Origin of the sequence: Synechococcus sp. BIOS-E4-1, assembly GCF_014279995.1 — a bacterium.
Taxonomy (GTDB): domain Bacteria; phylum Cyanobacteriota; class Cyanobacteriia; order PCC-6307; family Cyanobiaceae; genus Synechococcus_C.
The window spans coordinates 566,106-587,601 of record NZ_CP047935.1 but is presented as its reverse complement, the minus strand read 5'-3'; the positions used below and the strand labels follow the sequence as shown (position 1 = coordinate 587,601).

29 protein-coding genes are annotated in these 21,496 nt (G+C 49.2%); 20 read left to right on the top strand and 9 right to left on the bottom strand.

Annotated elements, in window-relative coordinates:
- Positions 1–25: 25 nt before the first annotated feature.
- From SynBIOSE41_RS02765 to SynBIOSE41_RS02745, 5 genes are all read left to right on the top strand, one after another.
- Positions 26–1,672 (top strand): phycobilisome rod-core linker polypeptide, encoded by a 1,647-nt coding sequence (locus SynBIOSE41_RS02765; protein WP_186539521.1) that lies wholly within the window; start codon positions 26–28, stop codon positions 1,670–1,672.
- A gap of 93 nt (positions 1,673–1,765) precedes the next feature.
- Positions 1,766–2,500 (top strand): phycobilisome rod-core linker polypeptide, encoded by a 735-nt coding sequence (locus SynBIOSE41_RS02760; RefSeq protein WP_186539520.1) that lies wholly within the window; start codon positions 1,766–1,768, stop codon positions 2,498–2,500.
- A 299-nt stretch (positions 2,501–2,799) separates the two neighbouring features.
- Positions 2,800–3,336, top strand: a complete 537-nt coding sequence (locus tag SynBIOSE41_RS02755) for a phycobiliprotein lyase (protein WP_186539519.1) — start codon at positions 2,800–2,802, stop codon at positions 3,334–3,336.
- A 23-nt stretch (positions 3,337–3,359) separates the two neighbouring features.
- On the top strand, positions 3,360–3,974 hold the full coding sequence (locus SynBIOSE41_RS02750) for a chromophore lyase CpcT/CpeT (protein WP_186539518.1): 615 nt from the start codon (positions 3,360–3,362) through the stop codon (positions 3,972–3,974).
- Positions 3,975–4,280 carry a CpeR family transcriptional regulator gene (locus SynBIOSE41_RS02745; protein ID WP_186539517.1) on the top strand — a complete coding sequence of 102 codons (306 nt, stop codon included), beginning with the start codon at positions 3,975–3,977 and terminating at the stop codon, positions 4,278–4,280. It abuts the gene before it with no gap.
- 2 nt (positions 4,281–4,282) lie between these two features.
- Here the strand turns inward: SynBIOSE41_RS02745 and SynBIOSE41_RS02740 are convergent, their stop codons facing one another.
- From SynBIOSE41_RS02740 to SynBIOSE41_RS02725, 4 genes are all read right to left on the bottom strand, one after another.
- A complete protein-coding gene (locus SynBIOSE41_RS02740) occupies positions 4,283–4,504 on the bottom strand; it encodes a Nif11-like leader peptide family natural product precursor (RefSeq protein WP_186539516.1) in 222 nt (73 codons plus the stop codon).
- A gap of 36 nt (positions 4,505–4,540) precedes the next feature.
- Positions 4,541–4,837 carry a Nif11-like leader peptide family natural product precursor gene (locus SynBIOSE41_RS02735; RefSeq protein ID WP_186539515.1) on the bottom strand — a complete coding sequence of 99 codons (297 nt, stop codon included), beginning with the start codon at positions 4,835–4,837 and terminating at the stop codon, positions 4,541–4,543.
- Complete coding sequence (locus SynBIOSE41_RS02730) at positions 4,837–5,157, bottom strand: hypothetical protein (protein ID WP_066904279.1); 321 nt, start codon at positions 5,155–5,157, stop codon at positions 4,837–4,839. The genes SynBIOSE41_RS02735 and SynBIOSE41_RS02730 overlap by 1 nt, the downstream gene beginning before the upstream one ends.
- Before the next feature lie 851 nt (positions 5,158–6,008).
- Positions 6,009–6,518: a hypothetical protein gene (locus SynBIOSE41_RS02725; protein ID WP_186539514.1), complete on the bottom strand. Its 510-nt coding sequence runs from the start codon at positions 6,516–6,518 to the stop codon at positions 6,009–6,011.
- On the opposite strand from SynBIOSE41_RS02725, the gene SynBIOSE41_RS02720 reads away from it, so the two are divergent.
- The 4 genes from SynBIOSE41_RS02720 to SynBIOSE41_RS02705 all read left to right on the top strand — a co-directional run bounded on the left by SynBIOSE41_RS02720 (position 6,517) and on the right by SynBIOSE41_RS02705 (position 9,823).
- The gene (locus SynBIOSE41_RS02720; RefSeq protein ID WP_066904285.1) at positions 6,517–7,053 is read left to right on the top strand and encodes a bleomycin hydrolase; all 537 of its coding nucleotides are present in this window, start codon (positions 6,517–6,519) and stop codon (positions 7,051–7,053) included. The genes SynBIOSE41_RS02725 and SynBIOSE41_RS02720 overlap by 2 nt on opposite strands.
- Before the next feature lie 43 nt (positions 7,054–7,096).
- Entirely contained in the window at positions 7,097–7,594 is a 498-nt protein-coding gene (mpeA, locus tag SynBIOSE41_RS02715; protein ID WP_066904288.1) for a class 2 C-phycoerythrin subunit alpha, read from the top strand.
- A gap of 314 nt (positions 7,595–7,908) precedes the next feature.
- Positions 7,909–8,790, top strand: coding sequence for a phycobilisome rod-core linker polypeptide (locus SynBIOSE41_RS02710; RefSeq protein WP_186539513.1), 882 nt, complete (start codon positions 7,909–7,911; stop codon positions 8,788–8,790).
- Positions 8,791–8,929: 139 nt separating this feature from the next.
- The gene (locus SynBIOSE41_RS02705; RefSeq protein ID WP_186539512.1) at positions 8,930–9,823 is read left to right on the top strand and encodes a HEAT repeat domain-containing protein; all 894 of its coding nucleotides are present in this window, start codon (positions 8,930–8,932) and stop codon (positions 9,821–9,823) included.
- Positions 9,824–9,831: 8 nt separating this feature from the next.
- On the opposite strand, the gene SynBIOSE41_RS02700 is transcribed toward SynBIOSE41_RS02705, so the two are convergent.
- Both SynBIOSE41_RS02700 and SynBIOSE41_RS02695 read right to left on the bottom strand, forming a co-directional pair.
- Positions 9,832–10,461, bottom strand: coding sequence for a HEAT repeat domain-containing protein (locus SynBIOSE41_RS02700; RefSeq protein ID WP_186539511.1), 630 nt, complete (start codon positions 10,459–10,461; stop codon positions 9,832–9,834).
- A gap of 88 nt (positions 10,462–10,549) precedes the next feature.
- Entirely contained in the window at positions 10,550–11,866 is a 1,317-nt protein-coding gene (locus tag SynBIOSE41_RS02695) for a HEAT repeat domain-containing protein (RefSeq protein WP_186539510.1), read from the bottom strand.
- Positions 11,867–12,070: 204 nt separating this feature from the next.
- Between SynBIOSE41_RS02695 and SynBIOSE41_RS02690 the strand changes: the two genes are divergently transcribed.
- Complete coding sequence (locus SynBIOSE41_RS02690) at positions 12,071–12,343, top strand: hypothetical protein (protein ID WP_186539509.1); 273 nt, start codon at positions 12,071–12,073, stop codon at positions 12,341–12,343.
- A 22-nt stretch (positions 12,344–12,365) separates the two neighbouring features.
- Here SynBIOSE41_RS02690 and SynBIOSE41_RS02685 read toward each other — a convergent pair whose 3' ends face one another.
- A complete protein-coding gene (locus SynBIOSE41_RS02685) occupies positions 12,366–12,791 on the bottom strand; it encodes a DUF2656 family protein (protein WP_186539508.1) in 426 nt (141 codons plus the stop codon).
- Positions 12,792–12,833: 42 nt separating this feature from the next.
- Between SynBIOSE41_RS02685 and SynBIOSE41_RS02680 the strand changes: the two genes are divergently transcribed.
- The gene (locus SynBIOSE41_RS02680; RefSeq protein WP_186539507.1) at positions 12,834–13,715 is read left to right on the top strand and encodes a HEAT repeat domain-containing protein; all 882 of its coding nucleotides are present in this window, start codon (positions 12,834–12,836) and stop codon (positions 13,713–13,715) included.
- A 58-nt stretch (positions 13,716–13,773) separates the two neighbouring features.
- Here SynBIOSE41_RS02680 and cpeA read toward each other — a convergent pair whose 3' ends face one another.
- Together cpeA and cpeB are read right to left on the bottom strand one after the other, a co-directional pair.
- Entirely contained in the window at positions 13,774–14,268 is a 495-nt protein-coding gene (cpeA, locus tag SynBIOSE41_RS02675; protein ID WP_066904317.1) for a class 1 C-phycoerythrin subunit alpha, read from the bottom strand.
- Positions 14,269–14,318: 50 nt separating this feature from the next.
- A complete protein-coding gene (gene cpeB, locus SynBIOSE41_RS02670; protein WP_066904320.1) occupies positions 14,319–14,873 on the bottom strand; it encodes a class 1 C-phycoerythrin subunit beta in 555 nt (184 codons plus the stop codon).
- Positions 14,874–15,247: 374 nt separating this feature from the next.
- Here cpeB and SynBIOSE41_RS02665 point away from each other — a divergent pair, with 374 nt between their 5' ends.
- From SynBIOSE41_RS02665 to SynBIOSE41_RS02625, 9 genes are all read left to right on the top strand, one after another.
- Positions 15,248–15,481: a hypothetical protein gene (locus tag SynBIOSE41_RS02665; RefSeq protein WP_066904975.1), complete on the top strand. Its 234-nt coding sequence runs from the start codon at positions 15,248–15,250 to the stop codon at positions 15,479–15,481.
- Positions 15,482–15,504: 23 nt separating this feature from the next.
- The gene (locus tag SynBIOSE41_RS02660; protein ID WP_186539506.1) at positions 15,505–16,095 is read left to right on the top strand and encodes a phycobiliprotein lyase; all 591 of its coding nucleotides are present in this window, start codon (positions 15,505–15,507) and stop codon (positions 16,093–16,095) included.
- A 3-nt stretch (positions 16,096–16,098) separates the two neighbouring features.
- On the top strand, positions 16,099–16,803 hold the full coding sequence (locus tag SynBIOSE41_RS02655; protein WP_186539505.1) for a 15,16-dihydrobiliverdin:ferredoxin oxidoreductase: 705 nt from the start codon (positions 16,099–16,101) through the stop codon (positions 16,801–16,803).
- Positions 16,800–17,573, top strand: a complete 774-nt coding sequence (locus SynBIOSE41_RS02650; RefSeq protein WP_186539504.1) for a phycoerythrobilin:ferredoxin oxidoreductase — start codon at positions 16,800–16,802, stop codon at positions 17,571–17,573. Before SynBIOSE41_RS02655 ends, SynBIOSE41_RS02650 begins: the two co-directional genes overlap by 4 nt.
- Positions 17,574–17,758: 185 nt before the next feature.
- On the top strand, positions 17,759–18,277 hold the full coding sequence (locus tag SynBIOSE41_RS02645; protein WP_066904331.1) for a phycocyanin subunit beta: 519 nt from the start codon (positions 17,759–17,761) through the stop codon (positions 18,275–18,277).
- Positions 18,278–18,316: 39 nt separating this feature from the next.
- Complete coding sequence (gene cpcA / locus SynBIOSE41_RS02640; RefSeq protein ID WP_066904334.1) at positions 18,317–18,805, top strand: phycocyanin subunit alpha; 489 nt, start codon at positions 18,317–18,319, stop codon at positions 18,803–18,805.
- Between the two features lie 68 nt (positions 18,806–18,873).
- Entirely contained in the window at positions 18,874–19,521 is a 648-nt protein-coding gene (locus tag SynBIOSE41_RS02635; protein ID WP_186539503.1) for a chromophore lyase CpcT/CpeT, read from the top strand.
- Positions 19,522–19,556: 35 nt separating this feature from the next.
- Positions 19,557–20,933, top strand: coding sequence for a HEAT repeat domain-containing protein (locus SynBIOSE41_RS02630; protein WP_186539502.1), 1,377 nt, complete (start codon positions 19,557–19,559; stop codon positions 20,931–20,933).
- Positions 20,934–20,999: 66 nt separating this feature from the next.
- Positions 21,000–21,494 carry a low molecular weight protein-tyrosine-phosphatase gene (locus tag SynBIOSE41_RS02625; RefSeq protein ID WP_186539501.1) on the top strand — a complete coding sequence of 165 codons (495 nt, stop codon included), beginning with the start codon at positions 21,000–21,002 and terminating at the stop codon, positions 21,492–21,494.
- Positions 21,495–21,496 lie beyond the last annotated feature (2 nt).

The following is a 21,496-nucleotide window of genomic DNA, read 5'->3' as shown; positions in this document are numbered from 1 at the left end:
CCAACCCCATTCATTGATCTGAACCATGGCAACCAACCAAACTTCGAACGGATTCGGCGCTGAAACCAAATGGAATAAGCCTGTCAGCTTCCAGAGAAAAGGTCAGAACGCTCCGAAACCTGCACTCACCATTGGCGAATTCCTCAAGCAGTCATGCGATCAGATGGCGATCGGCGTGGGCCCTCGCAGCCATGAGGATTGCCCACACCGCGTTACCGCAGAGTGCTACAGCCCTGACGACCAAGCATCACTGGATGAAGTGATTGCTGCCAGTTACCGACAGGTGTTCGGGAACGCCCACGTCATGGATTACGAACGCTGCAATGAACTTGAAGCGCAACTGCGCAACGGCGAACTCGATGTCAGAAATTTCGTCCGAGGACTGGCGAAGTCAAGCTTTTACAAATCTCGATTCTTTTCTTCAGTTGCCCCGCAACGTGGAATCGAACTGAACTTCAAGCACCTCCTGGGTCGAGCACCGCATTCTCAGGGTGAGGTGTCCCAAAAAATCAGTTTGCAAGCTGAAAATGGCCACGATGCGCTGATTGACAGCATCATCGATTCCGCTGAATATCTCGAAGTTTTCGGCAGTGACATTGTTCCTTACGCCCGTGCGTGGAGTTCACCTGCAGATCTAGCCACATCAGCATTCCCCATGCTGGCAGCACTGCAAAAGAGCTTTGCTGGAAGTGACAGCGCACGCGGAGGCAGCAGTGCACTGACAACCAGCATGGCATCGGGCATTGCTCCTCGCATCAGCAGTCCTTCTGAGACCATTGGAGTCCGCCCGTCCTCTGCATTCTCAAGGGGACAGATCGCCAGCAAAGCGCCTGGAATCACCAGCGGCAGCGATAGCGCACCGATGCGCGGAGATTCTTACGTGTTCTTTGGCCTGGGACAAAGAGAACAAGAAACGTTCCAGCGCTGCCCTGGCGATAGTGCAGATCAGCTGAATGCCCTGATCCGGGCCACATACAAGCAGGTGATGGGCAACCCTCACCTCATGGAATTCGAAAGGTCAGTCTCGGCAGAAAGCAAATTCATCGATGGCTATCTAAGCACTCGCGAGTTTGTACGGGCGATTGGTCTTTCAGCCGAATACAAAAAGCGTTTCTTCGAGACGAATGCTCCCTATCGATTCATCGAACTGAACTTCAAGCATTTCCTCGGACGTGCACCAAAATCACAAGCAGAAATCAGTGATCACACACGAATTCTTGCTGAAGGAGGTTATGAAGCCGAAATTTGCAGTTACGTTGACTGTGAAGAATACCAAAGCACTTTTGGTGAAGATACCGTGCCATTTGCACGAATTCTCTCCGAAGATGGTCGCTCACAAGTTGCCTTTAACCGTCACCTCAAGCTGGCCGAAGGTTTCGCTGCAAGTGACACAGTTCTGACAAGTTCTTCGTTGGTCACCTCAGTGGCAACGGGAATGGTTCCCGGCGGTTGGAGCTCCACCACCACCAGAATCAACAGAACTGGTACTCAATCTGGTGCACCAGATCCCACCAAAAAGCGCTTCCGGATTGTGGTTGCAGCTCAAGCTGCTCGCACCAGACAACGCACCGCAGGCAACACTTATCTGGTTTCTGGCAAAGACATGTCCAGCCAGATGAAGTACATCCACGCTAGAGGTGGAAAAATCGTTTCCATCACCGAAGTGATGTAAGCAAACCTCCAGTATTGACCTGTTGAAAGGGTCTTTTGATATTCAAAAGGCCTAAAAATCAACTCATCACCTAATCACCTAATCACCTGAGACATGACGGAAACCACCACACTGGCGACCCAGGCAAATGCAGATCTGGGACATGCTGATGATGTGATTCAAAGCATCTACAAACAGGTTTTTGGCAACCGTCATCTCATGGAGCTTGACGTCAACAAGTCTCTCGAAGCCTTGTTTATGAATGGAGATTTAACTGTTCAAGGCTTCGTGACAGCTCTGGCACAGTCGGATACATATAAGAAACTATTTCTTGAAGACAGGAGTCCCTATCAATTTGTAGAGCTCAATTTCAAGCATTTACTTGGCAGACCCCCTCATGATCAGCAAGAGCTGATGGAACATGTCAGCAAGCTGAGCACCGAAGGATATGAAGCGGAAATTGCTAGTTACACCTATAGCGAAGAATATCTCGCAGCATTTGGTATCGACGGAGTACCTCATAATCGCTCAAGCCAATCCATCAGTGGTGGACGAACGATTAATTACACACGAGGAATTGCTGTTGATGCAGGTTTCGCAGGCTATGACGCGGCCAGCAATGAATCAAAACTCCTGAGCAGCCTCTCCACTGGAAATGCTCCAGCGATTGTCAATCGCAAGAGCGTTGGCAACGCCAATGGAATCTCAATCTTTTGGACAACCCGTCGTCAGGTCAGTGCCAATCGTCGTGTGATGCAGAAATCAGTTGTCAGCCAAACTTCAATGTCCGCAACTCTGCGGAGCATCCAAGCCCAAGGTGGTCGGATCGTTTCTATTTCGAAGGCTTAAACCTTCATAAGATTGAGCTCTGATTGTTCATGGCATCAGAGATAATTGAATTGGCGTTAGCTAACGTCAATTCAATTCCGTCTTTCAGACACGCACCTAGTTTTTCTCGTTTACACACCCTGACATGCCAATTCTTAGAGACACGACCAGGTCTGACCCGAATCAGACAGACGCTTTTAATAAGTCTGTATCATCGGTCCCCATGGCAATGTCGATGATGGTTGACTCAATGGTCAACATGATGCAAGCAAATTTGCCTAAAAACACTGAAGGATTCGACAGTCACGGCAGAAACACTGATGAATATTGAGCAGTTTGTTGCTCAAAGCATCGGAGAATGGCGCTCAATGAGAAGCGGACACTCCCTTGCATTTCAACAATTCGAAGATGTAGTCAGTGAAATATCAATCAAAGAATTCATTGATGACGACAATCAGCTGCGGGAGCTGATCAAAGCTTCATCACAACCCAATGACAGCCACTACATTTCTCCCTTTTCAATGGAATGGAGTGCAGAGAGTGATTGGGAACCTGACGATCCCAGTGAAGTTTCCAGTGGGTCGTGCATCATTCTGCCGATCCCGAACGATGAACAATCCGGGAAACTATTGAGAAGCGTTGGCTATGCAGAGTCGGTAGCAGCAGAGTCAGAATACCGTTTTCTTGATGATGGCACGTTCATTCTCAAGACTCACTATGATCAATCCATTGCAGAAGAAAGAATTTGGTTCATTTCTGATCATGTCCGCTGCCGCTCATCAGTCCTGAAAACATCAAAGGGATCGGGCATTCTGCAAGCTTCATTTGCTTCCGAAGTCAGAAAAATCTCTGTTTAGTCCTCAGCGACTACATCCCATTCATGAAACCTGAAGAAAAAATCAGATTCGCAAAAACATTATCTGGCGTCTTTGATAATTTTGCACAGTCTCAAGAGCGACCCAAAGACTTTGCTCGAATTAATATTGTATTCAGGCCACTACCGTGGCATATCTTTCAAGGACCCGGCTTTTATTCAGAGCAATATTACGACTATTCTCCATGGGATCCTTATAGACAGGGAATTCATCGCTTGTATTACAAAGAAGATATCTTTGTTGTAGAGAACTTTGGTTTCAGCAATAAAGAGCGGTTGGCTGGATCTGGGCGAAGACCAGAATTACTTGATTCGTTAGATCTCAATAGCCTGGAAAGAAGATGCGGATGCGCAATGTACTTCACAGAAAAAACAGCTGGTCACTATATTGGCAATGTAGAGCCAGGCAAAGCATGCATAGTACCTCGAGACGGGAAACTAACTTATCTCGTCAGCGAGGTTGAAGTGAACGAACAAAGTTGGGTAAGCCGCGACAGAGGTTTTGACCCCGAAACAGATGAAGTACGATGGGGTTCTGAACATGGTCCACTTAAGTTCAAACGAGTCGAAGATCTTTCTGAGATGGTCACATCTGAATGGATCGACAAAACCAAAGAATGAATGCAAAACAGCATAAAACAGCTCAAAGGATGGATACGATCACAACATCTGATCTGCGAAGGAACTGATTTTATATTTGAAACTGTTGATCAAACGCAACTCGAGAAGTTTGAAAAATGTATGGACGAAATCGGTGGAAAAGTAAGGCAAATTAAAGCCGTGGGTAACTGGCCGATGGGGCCAAACCGTTCATTTAAAATTTTAAGGGCAATTGCGAGCGTCCCTAGACCTGGCGGGGAAAGTCTCGTAACTTATTGGGCGAAACGAGGAGGAAAACAAACACGTTATTCAGATATCAATACTTGAAATCACTCCGAGAACCAACCCATCCATGTTGGCTTGGAGAAGTCGGTATGCTTGCTCCACTTCCTTAAAATAGCTAGCGGGTCGATTAAAAAACCACGTTCTGCCGCAATGGCAATGACTTGATCCTGATTGAGTGCCGCCTTGATCTCGTCTTGAAGACTTTGATCTGCTTTAGCTAGGGCGATAAATTGTTCAAGGATTTGATCCTGTTCAGCATCAGACATCATTCACCTCACAATATCGTGATCTGAGCACGAGAATCAGGAATGATTCGTGTCCGCACCCTCCATCAGCATAGCTCTCCAAGCAGAAGTCTGACGAAAAGCCCATGACCAATGACTGGTCTGAGCAGCTAGGATTTTTTGCTGAGTGGAATCAGATAACTGAGCGAAGTCACGTTCAAAGTAAGAGTTCCATTCATTCTGATTAATATTGAAGCCCTGACTTTGGGCATAAGCGATAATCTCCTCGTGCGATACAAGAGGTTTTAATCCCGTCGCAAGCTCATGAGACCGAATCACCTCATTGACAAAACGGGGGAGTTCTTGAGAATTCATCAGCAACTCTCGATCCAGATTGCAAAATTAGCGTTGGTGCAGATCAATTGCAAAACAAGTGGTCCGCCAGTGCAACGCAGCAGCCTCCAGGGGAGAGCATTATTAATCACACCGGAATCCACAAGAATCTTCGGAGGACGGGTGGCCTGATCGAGTGGGATCAGGGCGGCACCTGTTAGGGATGGGTCAACAGATTGAACGGCCTTACGAAGGCCTTCTATATCACTCACCTGATTTAACTGATTCTGAAAATTCTGGTCATTGTTCAGTGTCTCGACAAAACGTGGCAACGCTTTTTCCGCTTCAGCAGAGACTGGCATTTGTTTTACAGAAAGCTGATTTATGCTATCAGACAGGATGAAAGCCCTGAATGACTCAATTCCAGAGAGTTAAATCTGCATAAATTTACAATCAACATGTGTGAGACAAACCCGGGGCAATCCGATGAGCTGTCGGAATGCTTCACAGGAGGGGAGGCCTCACAATCCAAACTGAACTCCAAGTTGAGAGCAACGATCAAGTCAAAAAGCAACCGAAGCATTCGCGGGAGGATTGCTACGATAACGAATAATTTTCAAGATAGGGCAACTGGAATTGATTTAATAAATGATTAAAAAAGTCTTCTGAAAGCAACGAGCAACCTCAACAACTCGAGAAAGCAACAAATCTGTTCTACAAATTGTTGTCAACGCTGAGACATCAGTGATCAATCCAGCGAAAGCCAGTCAAGACTGAACTGAATCCTCTAACAAGGTCACGCAAGCAAAATTGAAGAGCCTTGATCGACTCGATCGACCACCTGAGTCGAGGATTAGATCAGCTCCAACTAAGACCAATTCAGAGGATTCGATCGGCCAACCGGAGCTCGGAGCAAGATCAGTGCGTGCGCGAGCGGGAAGGCTGGGTTGCGGATGCAGGAGAGGATGAGACCTTGCAGACGATGGAACAGACCAGACATCAAGAGCTCAGAGAAAAATGCTTCAGCATTCATTAACTGCCAATGAGCTTGGACGGCACACCCTGAACTCCGGAAGATCTGACAGACCTTGCTCTCTGATCACACTCGAGCCTGACTCGCGATGAGACAGCATATGATTCAGCTGAAGGACGGGAGAATTCAAAAAATTCAACGTCTTCCTCTCAAACGTTTACCTGCGACAAGAGCAAAGGATCAAAATGCTCTGAACCAATGGCCAGCCCAGCCATGACTGAAGCAAAACGTTGATTGATTGAGAGTTGAACCGAACGATGGCAACTGTGCGATGACACAAGGTTCGATATGCAACAAGCGCATGAGCGCCGAGCTGATTTGCATCATCACGACTGAAAGACCACCTGGATCAGCCAGGACGTTCACAACAGCTGCTCGATCCTGTTGCAAGCTTGCACCGAAAGGCTTAACAGACCTTCGCCATGAAACTCGATCAGTTGCGTTGTTAGCAGTGAAAGAGCGCCATGGATGGGTCCTTAAACAGACGTCATAAACATCAAGACCCACTGCAGCGCAGGGCAACCAAAGCCAGAGAGGCGACAGGTTTGCAATTTTTGGTTTTTCCTTGGATTTGAGTTTGCAAACTTGTGTGTCCTGACAATCTGCTTTTGGTGGGGGGACAGAAAGCAGGGTTAACGTCATTCGTGATGCGGATTTGCATCCCCCTCTAAAACTTTCCGAAGCACCCATGCTCGACGCATTCTCCCGGAAGGCCGTCTCGGCCGATTCCAGCGGCGCTTTCATCGGCGGAGGCGAGCTGGCCTCCCTCAAGTCCTTCATCTCCGATGGCAACAAGCGTCTCGACGCTGTCAATGCGATTACTTCTAACGCCGCTTGCATCGTTTCTGATGCCGTTGCAGGTATCTGCTGCGAAAACACCGGCCTGACCGCGCCTAACGGCGGCGTGTACACCAACCGCAAAATGGCTGCATGCCTGCGCGACGGTGAGATTGTTCTCCGTTATGTGAGCTACGCCCTTCTGGCCGGCGATGCTTCCGTGCTGCAGGACCGCTGCCTGAACGGTCTGCGCGAAACCTACGCCGCACTGGGCGTTCCTACAGGTTCCGCTTCCCGAGCTGTGGCCATCATGAAGGCTGCTGCTGGTGCTCTGATCACCAACACCAACAGCCAGGCCAAGAAGATGCCTGTCACCCAGGGTGACTGCGCAAGCCTGTCTGCTGAAGCTGGCAGCTACTTCGACATGGTGATCAGCGCCATCAGCTGAGCCCTATCTGTTTGATCGTTCAAAACAACACACATCCTTCATCATGAAGTCCGTCATCACCACTGTTGTCGGTGCAGCCGATAGCGCTTCCCGCTTCCCCTCTGCTTCCGACATGGAATCCGTTCAGGGTTCCATCCAGCGTGCAGCTGCACGTCTGGAAGCTGCTGAAAAGCTGGCTTCCGGTTACGACGCCATTGCTCAGCGTGCTGTTGACGCTGTATACGCCCAGTACCCCAACGGTGCTACCGGCCGTCAGCCCCGTGCGTGTGCCACCGAAGGCAAAGAGAAGTGCAAGCGTGACTTCGTTCACTACCTGCGTCTGATCAACTACTGCCTGGTCACCGGCGGCACCGGCCCCCTGGATGAGCTGGCCATCAATGGTCAGAAAGAGGTCTACAAGGCCCTCAGCATCGACGCTGGCACCTACGTGGCTGGTTTCTCCCAGATGCGTAACGACGGTTGCTCACCTCGTGACATGAGCCCCCAGGCTCTGACTGCCTACAACAACCTGCTCGATTACGTGATCAACTCCCTGGGCTGATTCGTCAGTTCAACTGTTGAATAATTCAGCAATGTGATTGGGGTGGGCATTTCTGCCCACCCTTTTTTATTACCTTCAGCTCGAAAGTAATCATCACGCCAAACTTGTGGCATTGCTGAATCATGGGACATTCCATTCGGCCACATCATTGGCCGAAAACAAAGACTTACACCATTCTCGACAGCAACAAGAGGCCGATAAGGTTTTTCTTGTTCCCTCAAAGTTTGAAACCGATTGCTCTTGAGCTTCAGCGTCTAAAGCAACTATCAGGGGTAATTCGGGACCAATAGTCAAACCTATCCCCAATTCACATCATGCTCGGCCCAGAAACCAGTCTCAAATCAAACACTTCAGCAACCCGAACCGGGCCTGCTGCGTATTCAACACCCAGCAAAGCAGGCAAAAACACAATCCACCGCACATTTGCAGGGGCACGCGCCGAGTACAAGAGGCAGCACTGTGCCTCCATGGGAATTGGGATTGGTCCCCGACTTCACGCTGAATGTCCCTTTGGAGCTGTTTTCGATCAATACAACCCAGATAATTCTGCAGCTCTCGAACGCGTAATAGCTGCCGCGTATCGTCAGGTTTTCGGAAACCTTCATCCCAGAGAGAGTCAAAGAGAGACCTCACTGGAGGTCAGGATGATGAATGGTGAAATCACAGTCCGTGATTTTGTCAACGGCTTAGCGAAATCAGATTTCTACAAAGCAAACTTCTTCCATTCTGTGGGAGCACAGCGTGGTATTGAGCTGAACTTCAAGCACTTGCTTGGCAGACCTCCTCTGAATCAAGAGGAAGTCCAGAATCACATCAAACTGCAGGCTGAAGCCGGCTTTGATGCACTGATCGACAAGCTGACTGACTCGGCTGAGTACACCGAGGTCTTTGGTTCGGACATCGTTCCTTACCAAAGAAGCCACGATTCCTATGCAGGGATGTTCACACGTTCCTTCAACCTGATGCGTGAACTGGGCGGCATGAAGGTTGCTGTCAGCGACAATGCTCAAGGCCGCAACAGCCGTACGATCAATCCACTTGCGATTGCATCGAGAGAAGAGGCAAAGCCCCAGGCATTCACCTACACCTCAGTTCAGAGGACCCCAGTCAAACTGCCTCAACAGCAGTACAGCGGACATCAGACTCCAAAGATGACCGATTACGTGGCATTCCGCCCTTTCGGAGTTCACTTCTGATCCCAATGCAAGTTTGATCTAAATGCAAGTTTGATCAATAGGTTCCTAAACCCATCTTTAGATGGGTTTTTTTTTGCCAATGGCCAACCAACAGAGCTTCGAGCCAATCAATTAGATTCAATACAAGCGAATGATGACCATGAGTGAGGCAACATCGAATCAACAAATAGAAGAACTTGACAGTCTCACCGAGCAGGAAGCTTTCGAGCTGGCTGAAGTACTGAAGCAAAAACTGACTGATCAAGAGACCCCTCGCTCTGATCAAACTTCAATCAAGCAAATGATTGCTGGATTGGGAGATCAGCGTGGTGCTTTACGACTGACATTCGCGCAAAGTCTTGGGAATGTGGGTGAAGCAGCTGTTCCATATTTATGCGATGCATTGAAAAACAACCCGAATGTCATCATTCGACGCGCATCTGCGAAAACACTAAATTTAATTGGTAGCAGAAAAGCATTACCGAATCTCGTTGAAGCATTCAAAACAGATTCTGATCCAGTCGTTCAAGGATCATCGGCAGGCGCCATGGCAACAATTGGCGTCCCTGCAATCGATGCCCTACTTCAAATTCTGGTGGAACCAGACTGCACAGCTTTTCAAGTGGGGCTTATCAATCTGGCACTGAGCTTTATTGGTTCGAAAGCACCAGATGCATTTGATCAAGCGACACAATCAGACAATGTTGAAATCCGCATCGCTGCGATCACAGTGCTGGCTGAACAGATTCAGGAGCAAACGAGCAATTCAGCGAAAATTGCACTTATCAAAGCGTTATCTGATGAGGCCAGCGAAGTTCGTGCGGAAGCGGCCACTATGGCCGGCAAAATCCTAGAACCCGAAGATGCCTCCAATCAATTGTGCAAGATGCTCAAAGATAAATCCAAGCAAGTCAGAAAAAACACATCACTTGCTTTGATGAAAATGGAAGCAAAAGATGCAATAGATCGAATTAAAGATGCAATAAAAACTGAAAAAGATGAACAGGTTAAGTCTGTGATGACTGTGGCAGTGAATGTACTAAATAAAAACTAGGACTTCCGCTAGTTAAAACCCAGACTCTGTCGTCTCTCAAGACTAGCTTGAGCAACTTCGCGAATTAATTCGTCTTTAGAATCATCTTGAACCAGCCTTTGCAGGCATTCATTCACCAATGGAGAATCTAATTCAGCCAGAGACATAGCCGCACCTTGAACATGTGCAATATTGCTATTGTCGCAGGCTTTAATCAACAAAGGAATAACACGAGCTTCTTCTGAAGCTTGTTTGGAAAGATGGCCAAGAGTCATCAGAGCGGACTGAGCCACTACCGGGCTGTCATCATCGAGAGCTTTTTCCAACATCGTGATCGTGTCAACAGAAAAAGCTTGATCAGGAAAACTGACTGAGACCTGAACGATTGCCTTAATACAACATGCTCTAATAGTTCCATTATCAGATGAGTCAAACAGTTGAATCAGATCGGGGACACTCTTATGGCCGATCATGCCTAGAGCTTTAACAGCAGTGCGATACACACCTGGATCAGAATCGTGCATCAAAGCGAACAGCCTTGGCATTGCCTCCTCAGGGAACTGCTCAGCAAGAAGTGAACAAGCAGTGAAGCGAATATTGGGATTTGGATGGACTAAATCAGCAAATAAAGAGTCAATGGAGTTGCTAGACGCGTCCATATAAATACGTGCAAATATCGTTCAATACTACACCAGCGCAAGGAGCATATTAGAGTCAATTCCATCCATATTGAAACAACAGGTTCAATCAAGCCAGTCGTATCGATGCCAGCCTGGCTTGAACAAAACAATCATCGTCATCGACAAGTGATTTCAATAAATCTTCAACTTGAGCTTGATTGGCTTGACTAGAAATTGATTCCAACGCCAGGATCGCCACATAACGACAATCCCAAGCAGGCAAATATTGATCAGACAAAAACATTGGCATAAGCTCGAGAAAGCTATCTGGATTCCATTGAGCCATAGAATACATGGCTGCAGGACGACTCTTTTGAAACTGAGGTCGCATATTAATTGCTGAACTTTTCAGGATTTCATCAATAGAATGCACTGCTTGCTGAGGCCAATCAGATCGAGAACCAATTAACCGCATGAAGAAATAATGAGCCCCATAGTCGTTATGAGCTTCTTCTTCCCACTCTCTTGAAATTACAGGCCAGAGCACTTGCGAAGGCATTTGACTCAACGTCTTCATGGCAAGATAACATCGACTGAAATCGGTGTTGAAGAGGTCACGCACTAAAAAGTCGAGACCAGGCGTGACGTCATACTCATGCACAATGTTGATATCGCTTGGATTATCAATCAGAACAGCATCAACGAGGTGCATTGATTCGACCAACGCTGAATGATCTAGTGAATTCAGTAGAAGCCTGCAAGCGCGAACTCGAAAGGTCGGCGACACTGGCGAGCTAACAATGGCAGGAAGCTGCTCAACTGCCTGGGCATCGATTAGATCCTGGATTGCACATTGACGATCCATCTGGTTTGGCAGCAAAAGATGGTCAGCAACAACAGAAAGCTCCTTCCTGCAACCTGTGAGTTGAGCATCTGCAGCAATTGCGGCACCTCTGATCCCGGGAGATTCGACATTCTTGAATACCTGAATAGTCGTGAGACTTTCCTGTACAGATAAGCTCGCCAAGCATTGAATTAAAACGCGTTGATTGTAATCATCGTCTTTTAGAAGATTGATTATTTTTGCAATCAGATCAGTCTGATTACATTTTAGCTGCCTAAGTGAGCAGACAGTGTTTTCAACCAAGTAACGATCATCAGACCACAAGCATCGACCAATTACAGAGATCGAAGACTCAGCACCCAGCCTTCCGAGAACTTCCACAGCCTTTCGTTTCGCAATATTTACAGCTTGCTCATTGAGAGGATTTTCCAACAAATCTACCAAAGCTTGCTCAGTATCTGATCCCGGGCAATTAATCAAATGAGACGCAGCCATATAGTAATCGCTTTGCGACTCCAACTCATTAATAGGTCGAAGAAGAATCTGCCGAGCATGCTCACATGTCAGCTCAGGATGAATATTGTCAAAACGACCTGTCATCAAGAGAAGTATTAGTGTATAAATTGTACCTTAAAATCAAGCAAGGTGTCTTCACTAAACTCAAACTGATCAAAAAAAACTAACTCGATGCCTTGAAAAGCAAAATCAGCATAGACTCTCATGAGTTACTTAAACATTGTGGGACCTTTTTCTGGCAAGCGATTCATCGTACAAACGACGACCATGAATCGCTCAAGGCCATCGATGTCAGTCAGTTTCAACATTCCGTTTAATGGGTTATGTCAGGGGATGCAAGTGATGCATCGATCTGGATTTAGCGTTACTGCTCTGAATACAGATCACGCAAAAGGTGAAGGCCAAGTTCAAACAACTACCGGCAATAACGAGCTGAAAGCTGAAAATGCTCCAAAATCATCTAATCCTAAAACCACACAGCTGAAACCAGAGAGCAAGTCAGAAAGCACAAAAGAGGAGAAAAAGTCAACTCAGAAGAATCGACGCCAACGACGCAAATAAAAGAAATCTGACCTTCGTTATTTCATGATCTAATTTCAAAGATTGCATCGCTGGGTCGTCCGCTTTTTAGGCCTTCCCAGTTGATGCCAAGCAGAAACTGATTCGGGTCTGCACATTCAACAACGTCAACGCCCCAAGATCCTGCTTGAAGTGGTGAACCAGTTGATCCCGGGGAATCTTTGCGCCCGCCAAGTGCGAGCCAGTGATGTTCAGAGCCATGAGAAGAAGAAATTCGAAATTTTTTCCATGCCTGAACAAGCTCCTTGGCCATTTCTTCCGGTGGTAATGAAGACTCTAAGCGGATAAGCCAATGCGGATGACTCAAGGCTTCGGCGTGGTCAAAAGCATTTGATTGTCCCTTCAATCCCTCAGCTAACGTTTGAGCAGATAATGTAGGAACACTATCTGATGTGATCTGAAGGTTATGAGAGACAATAAAAACGGTCATGGTTTGGGCTATGGTCAAAGTCAAATGTGATGAAGGAGCTCAATGAATGACTTCGCTGAAACACAGTTGAGTCAAGAAGAAGCTCTTGATCTGGCCAATCATCTCAAAGAAAAACTGAGAGCGGGATTGCCAATCGATGCTGATCCAGATTCGATCGCGATCATGGTAGCTGGGCTAGGGGATCCTCGAGGGCTGCTGCGCCGCCAAATTTCCGAGGGTTTGGGATCAGTTGGGAAAGCAGCTGTACCTGCTTTGTGTCAGGCGATGCGACGCAGTGATCAGGTCACAGTGAGAAGGGCAGCTGCTAAGACTCTGACCTTGATTGCTGATCGCAATAGCCTGCCTGATCTACTGACAACTTTTCTGACCGATACAGACTCGGTCGTTCAAGGTTCAACGATGGGGGCGATGGCTTCCATGGGGAAAGAATCGATCGGAGCAATTTTCAGCATTGTTGAAAATGTTGATAGCACAGAAATGCAAATTGGCTTAGCGAATTGGGCACTCACGATCATTGGCGATCGAGACCCAGAAACACTAAAAGCTGCATTATTATCAAATAATTCCAAAGTACGAAAAGCTGCAATATCCGCTCTTGCAAGCCAAATTCAATCTCTCAATTCTCAAGAAGATCGCGACTTACTGCAAAAGGCTCTGCAGGATTCATGTGCTGAAATTCGTTCCGAAGCAGTGATTCTGCTTGGAAACCTTGAGGATTCAGAGTGGGCATTATTCTTACTCTCTCCTGCTCTTTCGGATCAGGAAAGTTTAGTCAGAAAAAATACTGCCTTGTCACTGATGAAGCTGGGTTGCAGCTCAAGCATTCCCAATCTTCAAAAACAACTCGAGAGCGAGTCTGACCCAGCAGTTCGTAAAGTTCTTCAGCTTGCCATTGATCGGCTCCAAAAATTCGCAGAAACCTAGGCACAAAAAAGGGGATGACTGAACACCCCCCGATTTTGTTATTTGCTGTGAGCCAAACTCAGGAAAGAGCGTTGATCACATAATCCAGGTAGGACTTGAACTCGTTCAGAGCCTGAGGACTCATGTCACGAGGTGCACAAGCACGATCACGGGTGTATGTGAGGGCTTCGACGTAAGGACCAGTCGGCAGACTCAGTGAACGATAAACCTCACGAGCACCGGCGATGCCCCATTCGTCCAGAGGACCAGTACCGCCAACAACAAGGCAGTAGTTGATCAAACGCAGATAGTGGCCGAGATCGCGGTAGCACTTGTCAACCTTGACCTGGCTATCACCAGCCTCACCAGGCTGCTTGAGATAGGCATACTTGTTGAAGCAGGCATCACCGGCTTCACGCGTCACTGCGTCCAGGCCGGCAGCAAGCTTTTCAGCAGCTTCCAGACGGGCAGCGGCACGCTGGATGTTGCCCTGGACTGCTTCAAGATCGTTCTGGGAAGGGAAGCGACCTGCTGCATCTGCAGCAGTCACAACTGTGGTAACGACGGACTTCATTGTTGGGTTCCTTTAAAAGCGAGGGTGTCTGAGAAGAAAGCGAGAAGCCGTCAGGAAACGGCGCCGATCACGCGATCGAAGTAGGCACCAGCTTCAGCCACAAGCGCGGAGCAGTCACCTTGCGTGGTCTCCATCTTGCGGAAACGCTTGCCGCCAGAGGCAGGAGAGTTGGTTTCGCCGATGAGAGCAGTTGCTGAAGCCTTCATGATGGCCACGGCACGGGCTGCCGACTGGGTCGGAACTCCCAGAGCGATGTAGGTCTCTTTCAGACCATTCAGGCAACGGTCATCCAGCACGGAAGCGTCGCCTGCAAGCAGGGCATAGCTGATGTAGCGGAGCACGATCTCGCCATCGCGCAGACAAGCAGCCATGCGGCGATTGGGATAGCAGTTACCACCAGCCTGAATGAGGCCGGTGTTTTCGCAGATCATGCCGGTCACAGCATCAGAAACGATGCAGGAGGCGTTGGAGGTGATGGCGTTGACAGCGTCCAGGCGCTTATTGCCTTGGCTGACGTAGCTGCGAAGGACAGCGAGGTCGCTACCACCAACGGGTGCGGTTTTGGCGTCAGCGCTGACGACCGAACGGGAGAATGCGTCGAGCATTTGGGGCCAGACAGTTTTGTGGGGGAGAAGCTTCTAATGCCGAGAGGCAACCAGTGAACAAGGCCTTTAAAGGTGTCTTGAGCACATGGCTGATAAACCCAAGGGGTTGGAAGCGCTTTAACAAGCTAAGCCGGGTCAACCAAGCAGTGGTTCGTGATCAGCTGATCACGCAAGAGTTCGTCACCTTGTGAGCGCAAGAATGCTCTCAACTGGCCTCAGGACGCTCAATAGCCTTAGCAACGAACAGAACAAAAGGCACACTCCCGGGAAAAATCTGTCTGCAGAGCCACTAGATCACCAATCACAACGCAGGCAGCACTTCGGCTTCAGTCGGCGGGTAGGCTCACACTCGCTTTTCTGTTCATTTGCTCAGCATGGCGGATCAACCTCCTCAGCAAGCACCAAGCATTGAAGAATTGCAGGAATCGATTGATGAACTTTCCACCTATCGAGAGCGACTTTATAACGACGTTCTAGGTCTGGGAAAAAAACTTCGTTTATCCCAGAAGAAGATTGATGCAACGCTCAGCGAACACCCTGAGCTCACACGTATCGATGAGGTACTGGATCAACTTAAGGCGCAAAAAAATGCTCAGAGCGGCCAATGATGGGACCAGAGGGGCTAGCCCCCATGACGATGGCAAGCTTTTTTGAAGCCAGTCGTGGTACTTGGCTGAACCGTCGAGCGGTCCATCACCTGGATTGCCAAGACGATGAAGCTGCGGATTCAAATCTGATTATCGAACCTTTCGACAACAACGATCCCGTTGTTGAAAAAGTTTGTACCGCACTGAACGTGAAGATCAGCGATGCAAGTGGCGGAGCAAGATTTTGGTGGGAAAGCAACCTGATGGAAGACACGCGTAATAACGATTACGCTGCAGTGGTTGTGGATGCCCCTAATCCTAAAGATCCCAGTCAAGGTTTTCTGCTGAGAGATGTCGGTTATGTTGAAAAAAAATCGGTCGTTAGTACCTATTCTTTCGCTGATGACGGTGTGTTGACAATTAAAACCCGATACGACACCAATACGGGTATCGAACGATGCTGGTTTGTGAATGACCAAATCAGAATGCGGGTGAGTTCAGTGCAATTTCTCAACGGTGTCGCCATGACCACGTACTGCACAGAATTTCGCTGCCCCAGTGATGCTGACATTGCTGCACTTTCGTCAGCAACCAGAGCGAAAGCTGACAACAATCCTCCAACTCAGGAGAGCTGAAACGTGTTTGACCCATTTCTCAAAGAGCTTCACCACGGCATCGAGCAAAGAGGCGGTAAGTCCATCGAGGTGCCTGCTGGGCTCGAGGAATGCCGATCCAAAAAAGGCACCAGCGTGATCCGCAGCTGGCTATGGAAGGTCCCGAACTTTCGTCGCTGGCGTGTCACCAGGCTTGATGCCGGTGAGAAGCTGCAGGTCCTCAACTCTGTTGCTTACCCCGATTACAGCCTCGACCATCCTCTGATGGGGGTTGACCTGCTCTGGTTTGGCGCACGGCAAAAGCTTGTCGCCGTTCTCGATTTCCAACCTCTGGTCCAGGATTCAAATTATCTCGATCGATACTTCTCCGGACTGAAACAACTGAATCAGGAATTTCCTGATCTGAACGGCGAGGAGACCATGCGTTCCTTCGACCCAAACCAGTATTTCTCGTCCTGGTTGTTGTTTTGTCGTGGCGGTGCTGATCAAGCTGAGACCTCTTTACCGCCGGCATTCAGTGCATTCCTGAAGGCTTACTGGGAGCTTCACGACACCGCTCTCAACAACGACGCGCTCATTCAGTCGGACGAAGTCAAACGTCTGCAGGACAACTACGACGTTTACAGCGCCGAACGGGACCCTGCGCACGGACTCTTCACCAGTCATTTCGGCAAAGAGTGGTCCGACCGATTCCTGAGCGAATTTCTATTCCCAGCATCCAAGCAATGAGTTCAACCCGACGCAGCAGCCTCGACCCTGTTGCCATTGAAGGCTGGAGTTGGCAACCGTTCCTCGAGGACGCTGTCAACTCTCTGCAACCGCTTGGCATCGAGCCTTATCCGGTGAGCGACGCTTTTCTATTCAAACAAGATCAAACAGGATCGAAAGCAAAACCTGTCAGCGTGACCACCGCGACCTGGGCCTGCAAAAGCGAGAAATTCCGTCAGGTGAGGGCAGCTTGCGTCAGTGCCGGCACATCCGCATCGGTTCTGAACTTCGTGATCAATCCGCTGCCGCGATATGACTTGCCCTTCTTTGGTGGAGATCTTGTCACCCTGCCGTCTGGCCACTTGCTGGCGCTTGATCTTCAACCGGCTGACAAGCAGGACAACCAACACACTGAAGGCGTTTGGGATCGTCTGATGCCGATCTTTGACCGCTGGCGTTCTCAGTTACCGGATGGAGGTCCAATTCCTGACGAAGCCCAGCCCTTCTTCTCGCCTGGGTTCCTCTGGACGCGACTTCCCTTGGGTGAAGAAGGCGATCAGCTGATCGACACCGTTGTGCGACCGGCTTTCAATGATTACCTCAACCTCTATCTCGAACTCGCAGCTGCAGCTGCCCCTGTCTCCGATCAACGCATGGAGCATCTCTTAGCGGGTCAACGGCGGTACACCGATTACAGAGCAGAGAAAGACCCTGCCCGAGGGATGCTGACTCGATTCCATGGCAGTGAATGGACCGAGGCGTACATCCATGATGTGCTGTTTGACCTCTGAAGACTGGCTGGCTTCCTGCTCTGACTTGGGCAAAGTCCTGCATTGACAGGGGATTAAGCATTATGAACAGCAATCGGGTGCGCTTCGACCGTTTAGCGAGAATTGTCTTCGACCCCGACGGGACTTTTACGATGTCCCTCCGGTGTCTGTGACACCCATTTCGACGCTGCCAAGAGGAGTTCCAAATGTTCGACGCCTTCACCAAGGTTGTCGCCCAGGCCGACGCCCGGGGACAGTTCATCAACACCAGCGAGATTGATGCTCTCGCCGCCGTCGTCTCTGACAGCAACAAGCGTCTGGACGCCGTGAACCGCATTTCCAGCAACGCCTCCACAATCGTCGCGAATGCTGCACGCGCTCTGTTTGCTCAGCAGCCTGCACTGATTGCACCCGGCGGCAATGCCTACACCTCCCGTCGCATGGCAGCCTGCCTGCGCGACATGGAGATCATCCTTCGCTATGTCACCTACTCCGTGTTCACCGGCGACGCCTCAGTGATGGAAGATCGCTGCCTCAATGGCCTGCGTGAGACCTACCTGGCTCTGGGTACACCCGGCTCATCCGTAGCCGCCGGCGTCAACCTCATGAAAGAAGCTGCTCTGGCAATCGTCAACGACAAAGACGGAATCACCTCGGGTGACTGCGCATCTCTCAACAGTGAGATCGGAACCTATTTCGATCGCGCAGCAGCCTCTGTCGCTTGACACCGATAACCGCCTTTTTCGCTTAACTCCTTCTTCATCATGAAAACCCCCCTCACCGAAGCCGTAGCCGCTGCAGATTCTCAGGGACGCTTCCTAACCAACGCCGAAGTGCAAGCTGCCTCCGGTCGTTTTACCCGTGCCAAAGCCAGCCTTGAAGCTGCCAAGGCTCTCACTGCCAAAGGTGATGCCCTGGTCAACAGTGCTGCACAGGCTGTTTACACCAAGTTCCCTTTCACCACCCAGATGGAAGGTTCGAACTACGCCTCAACAACTGAAGGCAAAGCCAAGTGCTCCAGGGACATCGGCTATTACCTGCGCATGGTCACTTACTGCCTCGTTGCTGGTGGCACAGGCCCCATGGATGACTACCTGATTGCTGGCCTCGCTGAAATCAACCGTACATTTGAGCTGTCACCAACTTGGTACGTTGAAGCCCTGAAGCACATCAAAGCCAACCACGGTCTTTCTGGTGATGCGGCTACCGAAGCCAACAGCTACCTCGACTACGCAATTAATGCCCTGATCTGAACCACGTTGTTATTCAGACTCTCAACAAGCCCCCATTCGGGGGCTTTTTTGTTTTCAGGTCATCACTGATGAAACCATCTCTGCAACGATTCCTAGACCTTTTATGTGGAGAGTACAGCAATCAGCAGCAAGCCCTGGACAACCCACCGTTATTTGCACATATTTTTCTTAAATATCGACCAATAGAACATCTTGATCCAGGATCCATCCTCCTGGAACAAACTTATGCTGTTGATCCTAAAAACCCATACCGATTAAGGATGATACGAGCAGAAGAAATTGAAGACGGAGTCATCAAACTCTGGAACCATCTTTTTCGCGAACCCGATCGATTCTCAAAAGCAACAGCAGACCTCAATCTACGAAAACAAATAAAAGAATCAGATCTCATAGCATTGGATAATTGCCACTATCAAGTCACCAAAAGAGAAAACGGATATCATGGCGAAATAGAGCCAGGCTCTCGATGCATTGTCAAACGAGACGGCAAAGAAACGATTCTTGTTAGTTCATTTCACCTGGATAACGAAACTCTGTCAACGCTTGATCGTGGTCAGGACCCAGTCACCAACGAGAGATGCTGGGGCTCGATCGCAGGTGAATTTCGCTTCAAAAGGACTGCATCATGGGAAGCAAAATGGAGTCAATCTTCCGAAAAAGATCCCAAGCCTGATGGAGGTTTCTCGGACACGCAGGGCGAAGAAACCCCTATTTAAACTGAAGCGGATGATCTGTTGCTGAGAATTCAGACTTGATCCCCATCAACTCAACACAATCAGCCCTCGAAGCCCTGGATCATGAAGATGCTGGTGTTCGCTACCACGGCGCCTGGTGGCTTGGCAAACACAGAGCTTTCGAAGCAGTACCCAAGCTGATTGATTGCCTGAAGGATGAAAGGGAGATCACCTCCTCAGGTGGGTACCCCCTGAGACGGCAGGCGGCACGATCCCTGGGCATGATCCGAGATGCAAGCTGCGTCCACGCGCTTCTTGAAACACTGGAAACCGATGATGTTCAACTACACGAAGCAACATTGAGAGCGCTGATAGAGATCAAAAGCGATCAATGCTCCAGCTCACTCATCAACTACCTCGACAAAGATATTCATAACAAGCCCATAGAAGCTCTGATTGAAGCGCTGGCTTCGCTCCGAATCTGGCAGGTTTCTGAAAAAATCCAGCCCTTCCTCCGATCAGATTCCGAAAGAGTGGTGAGCTCAGCTGCATCTTTCTTTTTTTGCTGCACAGGCGACAAAAGCTATCTCGATCAAGTCGTTGCACTCCTCAATCACGAGAATCGCTTTGTCAGGCAGTCAGCCGCATTCGATCTTGCCCGCATCGGAACGCTCGCAGCAGCCAAACCGATCCTGGCAGCCAACATCCCCAATAACGTCAAGATGTATGCCATCAGGGCAATCCTGAGCGATTCATTGCTCAAGTCAACCAAGAGAGAAAATAATCAAGAGGCACGGAATGAAGAGGTGCATGATTCTCTATTCACAACACTCGATGAATTAACGAGAGAAAACTTTGCGGGCAATTTGCTCATTAGCCAAGAAGTTCAAAAATCCACCAATCCCGAGCAGCCACCCAGTTCAACAGCTGAATTAATCTCCAATGCCTTTAAGAGGCTCGGGTCGCCGTCGTTAATGGAACGGGAACAAGGCATCAAGTTGCTTGTCAACAGTCCGGAAAGCATCAAAGGAGATCTACACAATCTGTACTTTTCAGAATCAGATCAGGACATCAAAATGGGCCTTGTCAAAGCCATGGCAAAGCTCAAAGACAGGATTTACATCCCAGCATTGATTGATGCTGTTGGAGTCGAAATCGGCAATCACTGCCAAGGCAACATACGACGTGTAGCCGCATGCGCACTGGGAGACATTGATTGGATTCAGCAAGCCGATCATCAATCACTCACGATCACAATGGATAAACTGAGCTGGACACTTCAATACCCTGACGACTGGGGATTGCGCTACAGCGCTTGCATCGCACTGGAAGGCATCAGCGACGCCCGAGCCAGGGATCTTCTGATTGAAACAAGCGAACAAGAGACAGATCCGGTGATCTCAAGACGCATCAATATCGCCATAGCCAGAATGAGCAAAAATAACGACCCATAAACCCTTTCAATGTCTGACATCACGGCATTTCGCCCCGGCCGATGACTCACACCAGTCTTTAAAAACATGAAATTACTCTTCGTCTGTCTTGGCAATATCTGTCGTTCACCCGCAGCGGAAGGCGTTTTTCTGCATCTTCTCCATGAACGAGGACTATCAGACCTCTACGTGGTGGACTCCGCCGGCACCGGCAGCTGGCACGTGGGTAATCCCGCGGACCGTCGGATGCAGGCCGCGGCCAAGCGGCGTGGCATTCACCTGCCAAGTCGGGCTCGACAGATCGAACGCCATGACCTGGAACAGTTCGATCTGGTACTGACCATGGATGACGACAATCTCGAGGCCGTCAAGGGATTAGCTCTTGAAGCGGGGGCAAGGGCCACCGCCCAGATCCGGCCAATGCTCAGCTACGGCGAGCGTTACAGCGAAAGCGAAGTTCCTGATCCTTATTACGGAGGGGAGGCCGGCTTTGATCATGTGCTGGATCTACTGGAAGATGCCTGCGCGGCATTGCTCGATGAACTGAGCGCACAGGATCAAGGGGAACCCATCCAAGACTGAAC

Excerpts from the sequence above, each read along its gene's own strand:
- SynBIOSE41_RS02765 (WP_186539521.1), top strand. The coding sequence starts at position 26 with ATGGCAACCAACCAAACTTCGAACGGATTCGGCGCTGAAACCAAATGG.
- SynBIOSE41_RS02760 (WP_186539520.1), top strand. The coding sequence starts at position 1,766 with ATGACGGAAACCACCACACTGGCGACCCAGGCAAATGCAGATCTGGGA.
- SynBIOSE41_RS02755 (WP_186539519.1), top strand. The coding sequence starts at position 2,800 with ATGAATATTGAGCAGTTTGTTGCTCAAAGCATCGGAGAATGGCGCTCA.
- SynBIOSE41_RS02750 (WP_186539518.1), top strand. The coding sequence starts at position 3,360 with ATGAAACCTGAAGAAAAAATCAGATTCGCAAAAACATTATCTGGCGTC.
- SynBIOSE41_RS02745 (WP_186539517.1), top strand. The coding sequence starts at position 3,975 with ATGCAAAACAGCATAAAACAGCTCAAAGGATGGATACGATCACAACAT.
- SynBIOSE41_RS02740 (WP_186539516.1), bottom strand. The coding sequence starts at position 4,504 with ATGTCTGATGCTGAACAGGATCAAATCCTTGAACAATTTATCGCCCTA.
- SynBIOSE41_RS02735 (WP_186539515.1), bottom strand. The coding sequence starts at position 4,837 with ATGAATTCTCAAGAACTCCCCCGTTTTGTCAATGAGGTGATTCGGTCT.
- SynBIOSE41_RS02730 (WP_066904279.1), bottom strand. The coding sequence starts at position 5,157 with ATGCCAGTCTCTGCTGAAGCGGAAAAAGCGTTGCCACGTTTTGTCGAG.
- SynBIOSE41_RS02720 (WP_066904285.1), top strand. The coding sequence starts at position 6,517 with ATGCTCGACGCATTCTCCCGGAAGGCCGTCTCGGCCGATTCCAGCGGC.
- SynBIOSE41_RS02725 (WP_186539514.1), bottom strand. The coding sequence starts at position 6,518 with ATGGGTGCTTCGGAAAGTTTTAGAGGGGGATGCAAATCCGCATCACGA.
- mpeA (WP_066904288.1), top strand. The coding sequence starts at position 7,097 with ATGAAGTCCGTCATCACCACTGTTGTCGGTGCAGCCGATAGCGCTTCC.
- SynBIOSE41_RS02710 (WP_186539513.1), top strand. The coding sequence starts at position 7,909 with ATGCTCGGCCCAGAAACCAGTCTCAAATCAAACACTTCAGCAACCCGA.
- SynBIOSE41_RS02705 (WP_186539512.1), top strand. The coding sequence starts at position 8,930 with ATGAGTGAGGCAACATCGAATCAACAAATAGAAGAACTTGACAGTCTC.
- SynBIOSE41_RS02700 (WP_186539511.1), bottom strand. The coding sequence starts at position 10,461 with ATGGACGCGTCTAGCAACTCCATTGACTCTTTATTTGCTGATTTAGTC.
- SynBIOSE41_RS02695 (WP_186539510.1), bottom strand. The coding sequence starts at position 11,866 with ATGACAGGTCGTTTTGACAATATTCATCCTGAGCTGACATGTGAGCAT.
- SynBIOSE41_RS02690 (WP_186539509.1), top strand. The coding sequence starts at position 12,071 with ATGTCAGTCAGTTTCAACATTCCGTTTAATGGGTTATGTCAGGGGATG.
- SynBIOSE41_RS02685 (WP_186539508.1), bottom strand. The coding sequence starts at position 12,791 with ATGACCGTTTTTATTGTCTCTCATAACCTTCAGATCACATCAGATAGT.
- SynBIOSE41_RS02680 (WP_186539507.1), top strand. The coding sequence starts at position 12,834 with ATGAATGACTTCGCTGAAACACAGTTGAGTCAAGAAGAAGCTCTTGAT.
- cpeA (WP_066904317.1), bottom strand. The coding sequence starts at position 14,268 with ATGAAGTCCGTCGTTACCACAGTTGTGACTGCTGCAGATGCAGCAGGT.
- cpeB (WP_066904320.1), bottom strand. The coding sequence starts at position 14,873 with ATGCTCGACGCATTCTCCCGTTCGGTCGTCAGCGCTGACGCCAAAACC.
- SynBIOSE41_RS02665 (WP_066904975.1), top strand. The coding sequence starts at position 15,248 with ATGGCGGATCAACCTCCTCAGCAAGCACCAAGCATTGAAGAATTGCAG.
- SynBIOSE41_RS02660 (WP_186539506.1), top strand. The coding sequence starts at position 15,505 with ATGACGATGGCAAGCTTTTTTGAAGCCAGTCGTGGTACTTGGCTGAAC.
- SynBIOSE41_RS02650 (WP_186539504.1), top strand. The coding sequence starts at position 16,800 with ATGAGTTCAACCCGACGCAGCAGCCTCGACCCTGTTGCCATTGAAGGC.
- SynBIOSE41_RS02645 (WP_066904331.1), top strand. The coding sequence starts at position 17,759 with ATGTTCGACGCCTTCACCAAGGTTGTCGCCCAGGCCGACGCCCGGGGA.
- cpcA (WP_066904334.1), top strand. The coding sequence starts at position 18,317 with ATGAAAACCCCCCTCACCGAAGCCGTAGCCGCTGCAGATTCTCAGGGA.
- SynBIOSE41_RS02635 (WP_186539503.1), top strand. The coding sequence starts at position 18,874 with ATGAAACCATCTCTGCAACGATTCCTAGACCTTTTATGTGGAGAGTAC.
- SynBIOSE41_RS02625 (WP_186539501.1), top strand. The coding sequence starts at position 21,000 with ATGAAATTACTCTTCGTCTGTCTTGGCAATATCTGTCGTTCACCCGCA.